The organism is Sinorhizobium sp. GQ132 (genome assembly GCF_059758575.1).
The window spans coordinates 621,660-636,411 of the sequence record NZ_JCAXDX010000001.1 but is presented as its reverse complement, the minus strand read 5'-3'; the positions used below and the strand labels follow the sequence as shown (position 1 = coordinate 636,411).

Here is a 14,752-nt window from a genome sequence, read left to right as displayed (position 1 = left end):
CGCCCGCTTTCGCGAGGTTTATTCAAGCTACTTGACATGAATTCAAGTGGCTTGAATAATGCCTTCGCAAACGCCGTTCGAGGCTACAATCAAGGGGAACAAAAATGGGTCGAACCAGATACTTGCTCGGCTGCGCCGCAGCCGTCGTCATGACGCTCTCGGCGAGCGCTTCCAGCGCCTTCGCCGATACATTCGCCGTCGTCACCATCAACCAGCAGGCACTCTTCTTCAACCAGATAAACGAGGGTGCGAACGAGGCGGCTAAGGCGGCCGGAGTCGATCTCGTGGTCTTCAACGCCAACAATGTCCCCTCTGCCCAAAATGACGCCATCGAGACCTACATTACCCAGAAGGTGGATGGCATCATCTTGATCGCCATCGACGTCAACGGGGTGAAGCCGGCGATCACCGCGGCCAAGAACGCGGGCATTCCCGTTATAGCCATCGACGCGCAGATTCCGGAGGGCGACAACGTCTCCTTCGTAGGCGTAGACAACACCAAGGCGGGTGGCGAAATTGGCAAATTCTTCGCAGACTACGTCAAGAACGAGATGGGTGGTACAGCGAAGGTCGGCGTGATCGGCGCGCTGAACTCTTTTATCCAGAACCAGCGTCTCGACGGCTTCAAGGCTGCGGTGGAGGAAAGTGGACAGAAGATTGAATTCCTCAACACCGTCGATGGCCAGAATGTGCAGGACGTGGCGCTCTCGGCTGCCGAGAACCTGATGACCGCTAATCCGGATATGACCGCGCTTTATGCCACGGGCGAACCGGCGCTGCTGGGCGCAGTCTCCGCCGTTACCAGCCAGGGCCGTAGCGACTCCATCAAGGTGTTCGGCTGGGACCTGACCAAGTCCGCGATCGACGGTATCGATCAGGGCTTCGTTACGGCCGTGATCCAACAGGATCCGGCGGGGGAAGGCAAAGCAGCCGTCGAGGCGCTCGTCAAGCTGAAGAAAGGCGAGAAGATCGATCCGATCATCAACGTGCCGGTCACGATCGTCACCAAGGAGAACGTCGACGATTATCGCGACATGTTCAAATAAGCCGTCTGCCGCCGCTGCCCGGTCTTCAACCTGGACCGGGCGGCCGGGTTCACCGCAAGGGCCAGGGAACATGATCGAAACGCAAGTCAGCCGCGTCAGAATGACCGGCATATCGAAACGCTACGGCGCGCTGCAATCACTCGACAATGCGTCACTGAATCTTATGCCGGGAGAAGTACTCGGCCTGGTCGGCGATAACGGTGCCGGCAAATCCACCATGAGTAAGGTGCTTTCAGGCGCCGTCATTCCAGACACGGGCACGATCGAGATCGACGGCAATCCCGTATCCTTCACCTCTCCGGCGGATGCCCGCGCCGCGCGCATCGAGATGGTCTATCAGGACCTCGCGCTTTGCGACACCGTTGACGTCGCCGGCAATCTCTTTCTCGGCCGCGAGCCGAAGAGGCGGATGGCCGGCGTGCCGCTGCTCGACAAGAAGGTCATGCATGAGCGCGCGCGCGACATGCTCTCCAATTTGGGTATCGTCATCCCCGATACGCGCATGAAAGTGGAGAATCTCTCCGGCGGGCAGCGTCAGTCGATCGCAATCGGCCGCGCCGCGTCTTTCGACCCTTCCGTGCTGATCATGGACGAGCCGACGGCCGCTCTTGCGGTTGCCGAAGTCGAAGCCGTGTTGGAACTGATCCGCACGGTTTCGCAACGCGGCGTGTCCGTGATCCTGATTACGCACCGGCTGCAGGATCTCTTTCTCGTCTGCGACCGCATACAGGTGATGTACGAGGGCCGCAACGTCGCCGAACGGCGCATCGAAGAAACCGATATCGAGGAAGTCGTCAGCCTCATCGTCGGGCGAAAGTTCTCCGCCCGATCCGCTGGCCGCACCCAGGAGCGAGGCCTTCCCGAATGAGCTCGTCCGAAAGCAACACCTATGCCAGCCATCCGCCGCGCATGCGCGAGGCGACGATCCTCGACAAGCTTGTGGCGAATGGCGGCGTCATGTCGATTGCGCTGTTCTTCGTCGCCTGCTGCGTCTTCTTCTCGGCGACGACCGACGCTTTTCTGACTGCACCGAATCTTCTCAACGTGGTCCGTCAGTCCGCGCCGCTGCTCGTCGTCGCTGCGGCGATGACCTTTGTCATCACCACGGGCGGCATCGACCTGTCGGTGGGTTCGGTTCTCGCGCTTACCGCCACGCTCTCGGCAGCTGCACTCCAGGCCGGGCTTCCCTGGCCGCTGGCCATTCTGCTCATGCTCATGCTTGGCGGTATAGTGGGCGTGATCCAGGGCTATTTCATCGCCTATGAGCGTATCCCTGCGTTCATCGTCACGCTCGCCGGCCTTTCGGTCATCCGTGGCTTCGCGCTGCTGATCACCGGCGGCTATTCGATCCCAATCGACCCAGCAAGCCCGTTCGTGGCGATCGGTCGAGCCTGGGTATTCGGAATTCCCGCGCCTGCACTGATCGCGGTCGCCGTACTCGCCGCCGCCTATGTCGCCTTTAACGAAACCCATTTCGGGCGCTACGTGACCGGGGTGGGGGCCAATGCCGAAGCGACGCGGCGGGCCGGCGTCAACACGCGCCGGGTCATCCTGTGGGTCTATACGCTTTCCGGCACGTCAGCGGCGGCGGCAGGCGTGATCCTTTCCGCCCGCCTCGGCTCCGGCTCCTCGAATGCGGGGCAGGGATTCGAACTCGACGTCATCGCCGCGGTCGTGCTCGGCGGCACCAGCCTTTTCGGCGGGCGCGGCTCTCTGGTCGGTACGATCCTCGGCGCGCTTACGGTCGCGGTCCTGGCGAATGGCCTCATCCTGTCGCATCTCTCGCCCTTTTTCACACCGATTGTGACCGGCTTAATCATTCTCGTGGCGATCTGGCTCAATTTCCGGCTGTTCAGGGGCGAGGCGAAGGGACGCTGACATGCTGGAAGAACTCTTTGCCGACCAGCCGAAGAAGAGCCATCCGATCGGCGTCTTTTCCGGTACCGCCATGACTGTGACCGGCCCCGTTGCGGTCGAGGATCTCGGCGTGACGCTGATGCATGAGCACATCTTTCTCGACGGAACGCGGAGCTGGATCTGCCCGTGCCATCCGGACGAGAAGGCGATTGCCGAGCAGAAGGTCGACATCGGGATCATCGGTGAACTCCGGATGAATCCCTATATGAACCGGGACAACGTCTCGCTGGACGACGGGGATTTGGCGCTATCCGAACTCAAGCGGTTTCAGACGCTCGGCGGCTGCACCGTGGTGGAAACCACGAATTTCGGCATCGGCCGCGATGCGGCGGGGCTTGCACGCATCGCCCGCATGTCCGGTCTGCGGATCATCATGGGCACCGGATTCTATCTGGAGCATACCCATCCCGAATGGCTGAGGGAGATGGATGTCGAGGAGGTCACCCAGTTCATTGTCGAGGATGTCGGTGGCGGCGAGAGTCAGCCCGAGATCATGGCCGGGATCATCGGCGAGATCGGAGTCAGCCGCCATTTCACGGCCGAGGAGGAGAAGTCGTTGCGCGCTTCGGCGCGGGCAGCCAGGATTACCGGCCTGCCGCTGTCGATACATCTCCCCGGTTGGGAGCGCTTGGCGCACCGCGTTCTCGACGTGGTGGAGGAAGAAGGGGCCGATCCAGCCCACACCGTATTGTGCCATATGAATCCGAGTCATGGCGATCTCGACTACCAGACCTCGCTCGCCCGGCGCGGTGCCTTTTTGGAATACGACATGATCGGCATGGATTACTACTACGCCGATCAGGACGCCCAGTCGCCTTCGGACGAGGAAAATGCCCGCGCCATAGCCACGCTGATCGACAAGGGCCATGTCGGCAGACTCCTGCTGTCGCAGGACGTCTTTCTCAAGATCATGCTCACCCGCTATGGCGGTTTCGGTTACGGCTACATCCTGAAACACTTCCTGCCGCGGCTGACGCGGCACGGCGTCGATCAAGCGGCTTTCGACCGCATGCTCATAGACAATCCGAAATCCGTTTTTTCCGCCGTGCGCTGAGCCCGTCGGCCAATCGTCCAAGGAGTTCCCATGACCAAGAAGAAAGTCCTGCTCGCCGGCGAATCCTGGGTCTCGACCGCGACCCATATCAAGGGCTTCGACCAGTTCCCGACCGTGACCTATCACACGGGCGCCGACGAATTGCTGAAAGCGTTGAAGGGCAGCGACTTCGATGTCTCCTTCATGCCGGCGCACGAGGCGCAGCGGGACTTTCCGAGCACGCTCGACGGCCTTCAAGCCTACGACGCCGTTGTGCTCTCCGATATCGGCGCCAACACGCTCCTGCTTCATCCCGATACCTGGATCCATTCCCGGCGGACGCCGAACCGGCTGAAGCTCCTGCGCGACTATGTCGACAAGGGAGGCGCACTGCTGATGTTTGGCGGCTATTATTCGTTCCAGGGGATCAACGGCGGCGCGCGGTTCCGCAATACCGCCGTCGAGGAGGTTTTGCCTGTAACGTGTTTGCCGATCGATGACCGTGTGGAAGTGCCGGAAGGCTTCACGCCCGTGGTATCTGGCGACGCGTCGCACCCAATCCTTGCCGGCCTGTCCGGCGAGTTTCCCTATCTGCTCGGTTTTAACGAGGTAACGCTGAAGGAAGGCGCCAATCAGTTGATGACCGTTTCCTCCGAATACGGATCGTTGCCTCTGCTCGTCACAGGTACCTACGGAAAGGGCAAGACAGTGGTCTGGACCTCCGACGTAGGGCCGCACTGGCTGCCGCCGGAATTCATCGCGTGGCCCGGCTATAAGACGCTGTTTGAGCAGATGCTCGCCTGGGCAACGGCCTGACGAATCCTGCGGGAACGCGCTCATGACCATCCATGTCGTCGGCAATGTCTGCGTCGATACGAGCTTTCGTCTGGAGCGGCTTCCGCGGCCGGGCGAAACGCTGAATGCGACGGTTGCAGGGGAGGGCGTGGGCGGCAAGGGCGCAAATCAGGCTGTCGCTGCCGCCCGAACCGGCGCATCCGTGATGCTGTGGGCAGCGGCCGGACGCGATGCGGCGAGCGAGTGGGTCGAGAGGCGGATCGCGGCCGAGGTCCCGGCGCTCCGGTTATGCCGCCTCGATTTTCCCTGCGACCGCTCTGTAATTCTGGTCGACAGGTCCGGTGAGAATGTCATCGTCACCGCTGCCGCCTGCGCCGCCGCCTTCGATCCGCTTGCCATGACCACGCTAGGAGAGACCTGGACCGACAGTGACATGCTGCTGATGCAGGGAAACCTTCGGCCGGAGGCAACGATGGCTTGTCTCAGTGCCGCAAGGGCTGCAGGGATTTATTCCGTTTTCAATCCCAGCCCGCTGCCAACGCAATCCCTTGACCTCTCCGCGGTGTCGCTCATTGTCGTCAACCGGCCCGAGGCCGAGGCTCTCACCGGCGAAGCCGATGACGAGCGGGCAGCGCGTCGGATGCTGGCCTCTGGGGCCGGCAGTGCGATCGTGACGCTCGGTGACGCGGGCGCCCTGCTTCTCGAAACTGCGCACGCCCCGGCGATCCGTCTTCCAGCCGCGAAGATCGATGCCATTGACGCCAGCGGTGCCGGTGATTGTTTCGCGGGAACGCTGGCCGGGCTTCTGGCGCAAGGCGCATCGCTCACCTCCGCTGCAGAAGTTGCGACGGCTGCCGCGGGGTTTGCGGTGGCCCGCGCCGGCACGTTGGCTTCCTTCCCGTCGCGCGCTGAAATCGCCTCCCTGAAAAAGACAACCAAGCTGGAAGATGTGTGACCGATATGAACAACCCAATTGGACGGCAGGACAAGAATACGCTGAAGACGCTTTTTGGACGGGACAATCCGGTGATCGGCGTAGTGCATCTGCTCCCGCTACCCGGCGCTCCGCGCTATGCCGACGAGGGCGCGGAAGCGATCTATGCACGCGGCCTTTCGGACGCCCGCGCCTATCTTGCTGGCGGTTGCGACGCGTTGATAATCGAGAATCACGGTGACGTGCCATTCTCGAAGCCAGACCAGATTGGCCACGAGACTTCCGCTCACATGGCAGTGGTCGCCGATCGCATCCGCCGGGAACTCGGCCGGCCGATCGGTATCAACGTGCTCGCCAACGCGGCAATTCCCGCACTCGCCATCGCCTCCGCCGCCTCCGCCTCCTTCATCCGCGTCAACCAGTGGGCCAACGCCTATATAGCCAATGAAGGCTTCGTGGAGGGCGAGGCTGCTCGCGCGATGCGCTATCGGGCACAGCTTCGCGCACAGGGTATCCGCATTTTCGCGGATGCGCATGTCAAGCACGGCGCGCATGCGATCGTTGCGGATCGGCCGGTGGAGGAACAAGTCAAGGACCTGGTTTTTTTCGACGCCGACGTGGTCATCGCTACGGGCCAGCGAACAGGGCATGCCGCCGGACTCGATTATATCGGCATGATCAAGGAGGCGGCCAAGCTGCCGACACTGGTCGGCAGCGGCGTGACACATGAAAATGTCAAGGACATCCTCTCCGTCGCCGACGGGGTGATCATCGCAAGCGATCTCAAATACGACGGGGTTTGGTGGAATGCCGTCGATCCCCAGCGGGTCAAGCGCTTGTTCGCGAGCCTCGGACGATGAGCCAGGAACGGCTTGAGGTCATCGCCGGGCGCTTGCTGCAATCCATTTCCGATTTCGCGGCCATCGGCGCCACGCCGGCCGGCGGCGTGAACCGTCAGGCATTGAGCATCGAGGACCGCACCGCCCGCCGATTGCTCGCGGAGCGTGCCTTGGCGCGCGGTTTTACCGTGTTTCAGGACGATGCCGCGAATCTCTTCATCAGACGCGAAGGCAGGGATGCAACGCTTGCGCCACTGCTCATCGGCAGCCATCTTGACAGCCAGCCGACGGGTGGCCGCTTTGATGGCGCTCTCGGCACGCTCTGCGCTTTCGAGGTTCTGGAAGCGTTCTCCGATGCCGGCGTGGAGACGGTTCGGCCGATCGAAATCGTTGCATTCACCAACGAGGAGGGAAGCCGCTTTTCGCCAGGTTGCATGGGCTCGATGGCGTTTTGCGGCGCCGGACGCGTCGAGGACTGGCAAGCGGACGATCCCGTCTTTGCTGATGAGCTGAAAGCCACCCTGCAGGCACTGCCGGAGGCCGAGATACGCCCAACCGGTCACGCCATCTCCGCCTTTATCGAGCTGCACATCGAGCAAGGCCCGATCCTAGAACGTGAGAACGTCCCGATCGGCATCGTTACCGGCATCCAGGGTACCAAGTGGCTCGAAGTGACCTTTTCCGGCGAGGCTGCCCATGCCGGGACTACGCCGCTCGCATTCCGCAAGGACCCGATGGCGGCCGCCGCCGTTGCCATCGCGCGCATGCAGGAGGAAATCATGCCGGCCGACGAAGAGGCGCGGCTGACGATCGGTCGTATTTCCACCGAACCCGGTTCCATCAACGTCATCCCTGGCCGGGTCTCGTTCACCATCGATATTCGCCATCCGGACGCCGCCGCCCTTGCTGCCATCGAGCGACGCGTGAAGGAGCAATGTCATGCAGCCGGTAGGCGATGGGGATGCGATGCGGCAATCCGGTTGCGCGTGGACATGCCGCCCGCGCGCTTTGCGCCGTCGGTGACGGCAGTGATAGCGGATACCTGCAGATCACTTGACATCCGCAGTCGCACGATGGTTTCCGGCGCCTTCCACGACGCCCTGTTCGTCGGACGTGTCGCGCCTTCGGCGATGCTCTTCGTGCCTTGCAGGAACGGCATCAGCCACAACGAGGCGGAATTCGTATCCGACGAGCATATCGTGACCGGTGCCCGTGTTCTCCTGGGCGTTGCCCAGCGGCTGTCACAAGACCAATGTCCCAGGTCAGGATGATCGGGCGACTTCATCTCCACGCCTCCGTCTTCCGTATCCACTCCCTTGTCCTTCCCTCCGGATCGGCATTCAGCGTGATGTCCGTCACCACGGCGGCGCTGTCGGCGCCGTGCGCGAAGACGCCCTCGATCCGCTCCGTATTGAGGCCGCCGATGGCGACGAGCGGGAGCGGGTGAACGCGCTCGCGCCACCATGAAAGCCGCTCCAGCCCCTGGGGCGCCCACTTCATCTTCTTGAGGTTCGTCGGATAGATGGGTCCGAGCGCGACGTAGTCCGGTTCGGCTGCGAGCGCGTTTGCCAGTTCCGCCTCGTCATGGGTGCTGACGCCGAGCTTGAGCCCTGCGGCACGGATGGCGGCAAGATCGGCCTCCGCCAGATCCTCCTGTCCCAGATGGATGAAATCGCAGCCTTCCGCTATCGCCAACTGCCAGTAGTCGTTGACGATCAGCTGGCATTCATGGGCGGCGCAGACTGCCCTGGCGACCCGTAACTGACGGCGGATGTCTTCCTCGTCCCGGTCCTTGATGCGGAGCTGGACGAGCCTGACGCCGAGCGGCACCAGCCGCTCGATCCATTGGGCGCTGTCGACGATGAGATAGAAGGGGTCGAGCTTCACGAGAAGACTGCCTTTCCGATGACGGGGGTGGACGGGACGGCCATGTCGCGCGGCTCGAGCATGCCGGCGCCGTGAGCCGCGTGCCCGGCATCGATCGCCTTGGCGAAGGCTTCGGCCATGGCGGCGGGGTCGGCAGCGCCGGCAACGGCGGTGTTTAGCAGGACCGCGTCGTAGCCGAGCTCCATGACCGTCGTCGCATGGGACGGGCGGCCGATGCCGGCGTCGACGATCAGCGGCACGTCGGAAAATTCCGCGCGCATGGCGCGCAAGCCCTGAACGTTCTGCGGTCCCATGGCGCTGCCGATCGGCGCGCACCAGGGCATCAGCACCCGGCAGCCCGCCTCCAGCAGCCTTTCGGCGACGACGAGGTCGTCCGTCGTATAGGGAAAGACCTGGAAACCTTCCCCGGTGAGGATGCGGGCCCCCTCGACGAGGCCGAAGACGTCCGGCTGCAATGTGTCCTGGTGACCGATCACTTCGAGCTTGATCCAACTCGTGCCGAAAACCTCGCGTGCCATCTTCGCGGTCAGCACCGCCTCCGAGACCGAATGGCAGCCGGCCGTGTTCGGCAGCACGCGCACGCCGAGTTCGCGGATCAGCTCGAAGAAGGCGCCGCCCTGCCGCCCGCCGGCCGTCTCGCGGCGGAGCGAGACCGTGACGATATCGGTGCCCGACCGCCGCACCGCCTCGGCGAGCACGGTCGGCGAGGGATAGCGGGCGGTTCCGAGCAGCAGTCTCGACCGGATTTCTGTTCCATAGAATAGCGGCATCGTCAGCCTCCCTGCATCGGCGACAGAATCTCGATCCGGTCGCTGTCCTGCAGCCGGTAGCTGGATCGGTCTGCCTTCTGGACCAGTTCGCCGTTGACGGCGGTCGCCAGCCAGTCGCCCTCGAATTCGAGGCGCTGCAAGACCTCGGCGAGTGTAACGGCCAGAAGGTCGTGTTCCTCGCCATTGACGGTCAGCTTCATCGGAAATCTCCTTTGCGTGTCTCGTCGCCCAGGGCCAGCGCCGCCACTTCCCGGGCCGTGGCCGGGGAGAGCAGGAAGCCATGACGATAGAGGCCGTTGACGGTAATCCTGTTTTCGCGCCGCGAGACCCGCGGCAGGTTGTCGGCAAAGGCGGGGCGTACGCCCGTGCCGGTCTCGATCAGGCGCGCTTCGGCGAAAGCCGGATGGAGCGCATAGGCGGCGTTCAGCAGTTCCATCAGCGAGCGGGTGGTGATCGGGCCGGCGTCGTCGCTCTCGATCATCGTCGCGCCACACATGAAGAGCCCGCCGCCGCGTGGGACGATATAGAGCGGGATGCGGGGATGCAGCACGCGCACGGGGCGCGAGAGCGTCACCTCGTCCGTCTGCAGATAGGCCATCTCGCCGCGCACCCCGCGTAGCCCGTCGATCTCGCCGATCCTTGACGCGCCGGTGCAATCGACGGTGAGCGCGAAATCGCGATCGTCCATGTCCTCGCCGGCGAATACCGCGCCGCGTGCCGTCAGCCCTTGCCGGAGCGCCGAGAGTGCCCGGCGCGGGTCGAGATGCGCCTCCTGCGGAAAGAACAGCGCCTGCCGGAAACGGCCGGCGAGAGCCGGCTCCAGCGCTGTGATCTCCTCTGCATCGAGCGAGCGGAAGCCGGAGGTGCGGGAGGCGAAGCGTTTGAGTTCGGCTCCGTCACGGGGTTGCGCAACGACGAGCGTGCCGTTGCGATGCACGGAACCGGCAGGGAGCGCGGCTTCCCACCAGTCGGCGGCGCCGATCCCCAGCCTCAGGACGGTTTCCTCGGCACTTTCGCGCTCGCACCAGGGAGCGAGCATGCCGCCCGCATACCAGGAAGCGGCCCCGGTAAAGCCGGCGGCATTTTCCATGATCGTCACTGCGGCGCCGCGCCCGAGAAGTTCATGGGCGGCGGTGAGGCCGGCGACGCCGGCCCCTCTGATCAGCACGCGCATCTCATTCTCCAGCGGGCGCGGCCTTGCTTTCATCGACCGGCATATAGAGGTCGCCGCCGTCGCGATATCTGGCGGCCATTGCCTCGAGGCCCTCCTTCTGCGCCTCGGCGCGGATATCGTGGGAAATCCGCATCGAACAGAATTTAGGTCCGCACATGGAGCAGAAATGCGCGACCTTGTGCGCCTCCTTCGGCAGCGTCTCGTCGTGGAAATTGCGCGCGGTCTCGGGGTCGAGCGAGAGGTTGAACTGATCCTCCCAGCGGAACTCGAAGCGGGCTCGCGACAGCGCGTCGTCGCGGGTTCGGGCGGCCGGGTGTCCTTTGGCGAGATCGGCGGCATGAGCGGCGATCTTGTAGGTGATCACGCCGGTCTTGACGTCGTTGCGGTCGGGCAGGCCCAGATGTTCCTTCGGCGTCACGTAGCAAAGCATGGCGGTGCCGAACCAGCCGATCATAGCCGCGCCAATGCCTGACGTAATGTGGTCGTAGCCGGGCGCGATATCGGTGGTGAGCGGCCCGAGCGTATAGAAGGGCGCTTCTCCGCAGACGGCGAGCTGCTTGTCCATGTTCTCCTTGATCTTGTGCATGGGCACATGGCCCGGCCCTTCGATCATCACCTGGCAATCCTTGGCCCAGGCGATCTTCGTCAGTTCGCCGAGCGTTTCGAGCTCGGCGAACTGGGCCCGGTCGTTGGCGTCGGCGATGGAGCCGGGACGCAGGCCGTCGCCGAGCGAGAAGGAAACGTCATAGGCGCGGCAGATGTCGCAGATCTCCTCGAAATGCTCGTAGAGGAAGCTCTCGCGGTGGTGATGCAGGCACCACTTCGCCATGATCGAGCCGCCGCGCGAAACGATGCCCGTGACGCGATCCACGGTGAGCGGGATATAGTGAAGCCTGACCCCGGCATGGATGGTGAAATAGTCGACGCCCTGTTCCGCCTGCTCGATCAGCGTGTCGCGGAAGACCTCCCAGGAAAGATCCTCGGCGATGCCGTTTACCTTTTCCAGCGCCTGGTAGAGCGGCACGGTGCCGATCGGTACCGGCGAATTGCGGATGATCCATTCGCGGATGTTGTGAATGTTGCGGCCGGTGGAAAGGTCCATGACCGTGTCGGCGCCCCAGCGCGTCGCCCAGACCATCTTCTCGACCTCCTCGGCCATCGATGAGGTGACGGCGGAATTGCCGATATTCGCGTTGATCTTCACCAGGAAGTTGCGGCCGATGATCATCGGCTCGGCTTCCGGGTGGTTAATATTGGCCGGAATGATGGCGCGGCCGCTCGCCACTTCCTGGCGCACGAATTCCGGCGTCACGAAATCGGGGACCGAGGCACCGAAGCTTTCGCCGTCTCGGGCGAGCGCCTCCTTCGCGGCCTTCCGGCCGAGATTTTCGCGGATGGCGATGAACTCCATTTCCGGCGTGACGATGCCGGCGCGGGCATAGGCGAGCTGGGTTACCGCTTTTCCCGGCTTAGCCTTGAGCGGTTGGTGACGAATCGGGAATTCCGGCGTCAGCCTTTCACCGGTCGCAAAGCCATTGTCTTCGGCCTTCACCGCACGGCCGTCGTAGCTCTCGACATCGCCGCGCTTGAGAACCCAGTCGCTGCGAAGGCGCGGCAGGCCCGCGTCGATGCGGATATCCACGTTTTCGACCGTGTAGGGGCCGGAGGAATCGTAAACAGTCACCGGCGGCTCGCCGGAGGTCGGATGCAGCGCGATCTCGCGCATCGGCACGCGGATGTCCGTGTGGATCTCGCCCGGCTTGTAAACCTTGCGGGATGCCGGGAGCGGTCCTTGCGTGACCGAGGGCGCAGCGGCGAGAGGCTTGATTAGATTCATCTTGAGGCTCCAATGTTTTCGCGTTGGAGACCCAGTTCTGAAGCCGGAAGGATGAAAAGACGTATCGCCGATGAATTGCCGGTAAACGGAATCCTGGCTGCTGCACGTCTGCACCGTCCCTACGCCAGTATGAACTGGATCAGGTTCAACGGGTCACTGCGCGCGCTAGCAGTATCTCAGCCCCTTGCCGGGACCCCCCTGGTGAATGGCGCAATTAGGGACGGTTATCGCCGCGGCGTCAAGATGGTTTTTGCACCGGCTAAATCCCGTGCGCAGGGCTCGCGCCATGCTTGCAAATGCAAAGTTCTAAATCTACTTACCGTCCGAGTCTGAAGCGCCATGATGCGCATAGCGAAAAGGGGTGAAGGTCTTGGGGCAGGCGGAGACGGGGACCATGAAAAGGGGACGCAAGGCGCTTTGGGCGGCTGTTGCGGTCATCGCAATCGCGGCCGCAGGCGCGACCGGTTACAAGATCGCTGTCGAAAAGAGCGTGAGCAGGCTGATCGCCGAACGGGGCGGCAGAGTGGGCACGGTCGAAGCGGACTTCTTCGGGCGCATTCACCTGCGCGACCTGACGCTGCCGCTGAAGGAAGGATCCGAACTTCGCGTCGCCGCGATCGACGGGCGGCCCAGGATCCTGTTCCTGGACGGCATGCTCGAGGTCAGCGGCGTGGACCTCGATATGCGCCCGGGCAAGATCGCCGTGCCGAAGGTGATCGTCGAGCAGGCGGAGTTCGGTCGCGACACGCTGGCGCAAATGTTCGGCGCGGGAAGCGATCTTTCGCTGCCGAAACAGTTGGCGCTTTTTACGGCAAAGAGCGTCGCCGCCCCTGAGGTGATCATCACGCAGACGGTTGCCGGTAGCGAGCAGAAGCTGGTCTACAAGAACGTGGTCTCGGAAGGTATCGTGGATGGCCGCATCGCGCGCTATTCGGCGAGTGGTGCGAGCTTCGAAGCCGGCATAGGCGCCTCCGATGGAGAGGGCGGCGAGAAGAGGCGGCTGACGGGCTCCCTCGGAGCCATGACGGGGCAGGACGTCGATGCCGCCTATCTGGCCCGCATCTATACTGAAAAAGCCGGGCCGGGCGACGAGCAGGCAAGGCCTGTCTATGGGCCATTCTCGATCAAGGATATAGCCTTCTCGGATGGCGAGGCGAGCTTCGGCTATGACGAGGTTCGCAGCAGCGGCGTAAGCATGCGGATGCTGGACGAGCCGCTTCGCGAGACTCTAGAGAAGCTCAACTCGGTCTCGTCGCCCGAGGATCTGCCCGTGGCGGAGCGTCAAGACTATTTCGCCCGGATTCTGTCGGTCGCCGATTTGACGAGGAAGGCCGACATGGAAATGCTGGGTCTGAAGATCGACGCGCCGGACAAGGATGGTGAAGAGGGCGAGAGGATCAGGCTTGCGGTGGATCGCCTCGCGCTCGAGCTGGATGGCCGGAAGCTTGACGCGTCGGTGAATGGCTTCTCGATGGCGGAGGGCGCGGACTACGTCAAAGTCTCCGAAGCAAGCATTTCGGGCTTTTCCTGGGATCCCAGCGTGGAAGCGCTGAAGAAGTTCGTCGCTCTGCAGGATGGGCAGCATGAGAACTTCCCTTTCACGACGCTGCTGCCGGAGTTCGGAACGTTCCGCGTGGCGGGAATCGATGCCGATCTGCCTGACTCGAGCACCGGCGTGGAAGACTGGGACGAATACAACGACACTCCGGATGCTGGAGAGGGCGATCGGCCGCAACGCATCCGCTTCACGATGAAGGGATACGAGCTGGCGCTCGCGAAACCGCGAAACGGCATTCCGACTGACGTCCGCGCCGGATACCAGGACTTCGCCCTTCAAATCCCGGAGCATACGCAGGACGAGACTCTCGCCAAGCTTCGCAAGCTGGGCTTCAACGAATTGGTCCTCTCCTCCAACCTCGAAGCCGCCTGGGACGAAGCGAACGAGACTCTGGTCATCAAGGATATTTCCACGAGCGGAAAGGATATCGGCCGCTTTTCCCTCTCCGGCCTTCTGGGAGGCGTGAGCGGCGACTTCTTTTCGGGCGACGCGGCCAAGGCGCAGGCGGCGTTGTTCGGCCTCACCGCGCGGGAAGCAAGCCTGAAGATCGAGGACAAGGGCTTCACCGCCAAAGGGATACAGGTCTATGCCGAACAAAACGGCATGACGGAGGATCAGGCACGCGGTATGCTGGAAATGACGGCGTCGGTGATGCTGCAGCAATTTGCCGCGCAGGAGCCTCGGCTGCGGAACGTGATGGATGCAGTTTCGCGGTTCATCGCGAAACCGGGGACATTCACGCTGACGGCCAAGGCCAAATCCGCCAGCGGCATAGGTGCGCTCGAATTCGCGGTTGCTTCGCAAAATCCGCTTCTGCTTCTCGACAGGGTCGACTTCGAGGCGACGGCGGAATAGCGGCCTTCTCACCGCAAGCGGGGCGAAGAGGGCTCCAAGCGCCGCCTAAGTCTACTCCCTGGTTCAACGCAGGTTGAACGGGGAAGGGTTAGAGCGTGGGCAAAACT

General features: G+C 63.0%; 14 protein-coding genes and 1 riboswitch. Of the genes, 9 read left to right on the top strand and 5 right to left on the bottom strand.

Annotation, left to right across the window (positions count from 1 at the left end; all coding sequences use genetic code 11):
• Positions 1–104 precede the first annotated feature (104 nt).
• The 8 genes from AC6CIG_RS02895 (at position 105) to AC6CIG_RS02860 (ending at position 7,835) form a co-directional block, all read left to right on the top strand.
• Entirely contained in the window at positions 105–1,046 is a 942-nt protein-coding gene (locus tag AC6CIG_RS02895) for an ABC transporter substrate-binding protein (RefSeq protein ID WP_102763724.1), read from the top strand.
• A 70-nt stretch (positions 1,047–1,116) separates the two neighbouring features.
• Positions 1,117–1,914, top strand: a complete 798-nt coding sequence (locus AC6CIG_RS02890) for an ATP-binding cassette domain-containing protein (RefSeq protein ID WP_498322254.1) — start codon at positions 1,117–1,119, stop codon at positions 1,912–1,914.
• A gap of 41 nt (positions 1,915–1,955) precedes the next feature.
• Entirely contained in the window at positions 1,956–2,924 is a 969-nt protein-coding gene (locus tag AC6CIG_RS02885; protein ID WP_411926823.1) for an ABC transporter permease, read from the top strand.
• A gap of 1 nt (position 2,925) precedes the next feature.
• Positions 2,926–4,017, top strand: a complete 1,092-nt coding sequence (locus AC6CIG_RS02880; RefSeq protein ID WP_437407499.1) for a phosphotriesterase family protein — start codon at positions 2,926–2,928, stop codon at positions 4,015–4,017.
• A 30-nt stretch (positions 4,018–4,047) separates the two neighbouring features.
• Positions 4,048–4,812 (top strand): glutamine amidotransferase, encoded by a 765-nt coding sequence (locus AC6CIG_RS02875; protein WP_437407500.1) that lies wholly within the window; start codon positions 4,048–4,050, stop codon positions 4,810–4,812.
• A gap of 22 nt (positions 4,813–4,834) precedes the next feature.
• Positions 4,835–5,746: a PfkB family carbohydrate kinase gene (locus AC6CIG_RS02870; RefSeq protein ID WP_437407501.1), complete on the top strand. Its 912-nt coding sequence runs from the start codon at positions 4,835–4,837 to the stop codon at positions 5,744–5,746.
• 5 nt (positions 5,747–5,751) lie between these two features.
• On the top strand, positions 5,752–6,585 hold the full coding sequence (locus tag AC6CIG_RS02865; RefSeq protein ID WP_437407502.1) for a BtpA/SgcQ family protein: 834 nt from the start codon (positions 5,752–5,754) through the stop codon (positions 6,583–6,585).
• A complete protein-coding gene (locus AC6CIG_RS02860; RefSeq protein ID WP_437407503.1) occupies positions 6,582–7,835 on the top strand; it encodes a Zn-dependent hydrolase in 1,254 nt (417 codons plus the stop codon). Before AC6CIG_RS02865 ends, AC6CIG_RS02860 begins: the two co-directional genes overlap by 4 nt.
• A 10-nt stretch (positions 7,836–7,845) precedes the next feature.
• Here AC6CIG_RS02860 and AC6CIG_RS02855 read toward each other — a convergent pair whose 3' ends face one another.
• From AC6CIG_RS02855 to thiC, 5 genes are read right to left on the bottom strand one after another with little or no spacing between them, the layout of a single operon-like run.
• Complete coding sequence (locus AC6CIG_RS02855) at positions 7,846–8,451, bottom strand: thiamine phosphate synthase (protein WP_498322252.1); 606 nt, start codon at positions 8,449–8,451, stop codon at positions 7,846–7,848.
• Positions 8,448–9,221, bottom strand: a complete 774-nt coding sequence (locus AC6CIG_RS02850; protein ID WP_498322251.1) for a thiazole synthase — start codon at positions 9,219–9,221, stop codon at positions 8,448–8,450. The genes AC6CIG_RS02855 and AC6CIG_RS02850 overlap by 4 nt, the downstream gene beginning before the upstream one ends.
• A gap of 2 nt (positions 9,222–9,223) precedes the next feature.
• Positions 9,224–9,421: a sulfur carrier protein ThiS gene (gene thiS, locus AC6CIG_RS02845; RefSeq protein ID WP_498322249.1), complete on the bottom strand. Its 198-nt coding sequence runs from the start codon at positions 9,419–9,421 to the stop codon at positions 9,224–9,226.
• Positions 9,418–10,395, bottom strand: a complete 978-nt coding sequence (gene thiO / locus AC6CIG_RS02840) for a glycine oxidase ThiO (protein ID WP_498322248.1) — start codon at positions 10,393–10,395, stop codon at positions 9,418–9,420. The genes thiS and thiO overlap by 4 nt, the downstream gene beginning before the upstream one ends.
• A gap of 1 nt (position 10,396) precedes the next feature.
• The gene (gene thiC / locus AC6CIG_RS02835) at positions 10,397–12,232 is read right to left on the bottom strand and encodes a phosphomethylpyrimidine synthase ThiC (RefSeq protein WP_498322247.1); all 1,836 of its coding nucleotides are present in this window, start codon (positions 12,230–12,232) and stop codon (positions 10,397–10,399) included.
• Between the two features lie 98 nt (positions 12,233–12,330).
• A riboswitch (TPP riboswitch) is annotated at positions 12,331–12,442 on the bottom strand.
• Between the two features lie 160 nt (positions 12,443–12,602).
• On the opposite strand from thiC, the gene AC6CIG_RS02830 reads away from it, so the two are divergent.
• Positions 12,603–14,645 (top strand): aq_1923 C-terminal domain, encoded by a 2,043-nt coding sequence (locus tag AC6CIG_RS02830; protein WP_498322245.1) that lies wholly within the window; start codon positions 12,603–12,605, stop codon positions 14,643–14,645.
• Positions 14,646–14,752: the final 107 nt, after the last annotated feature.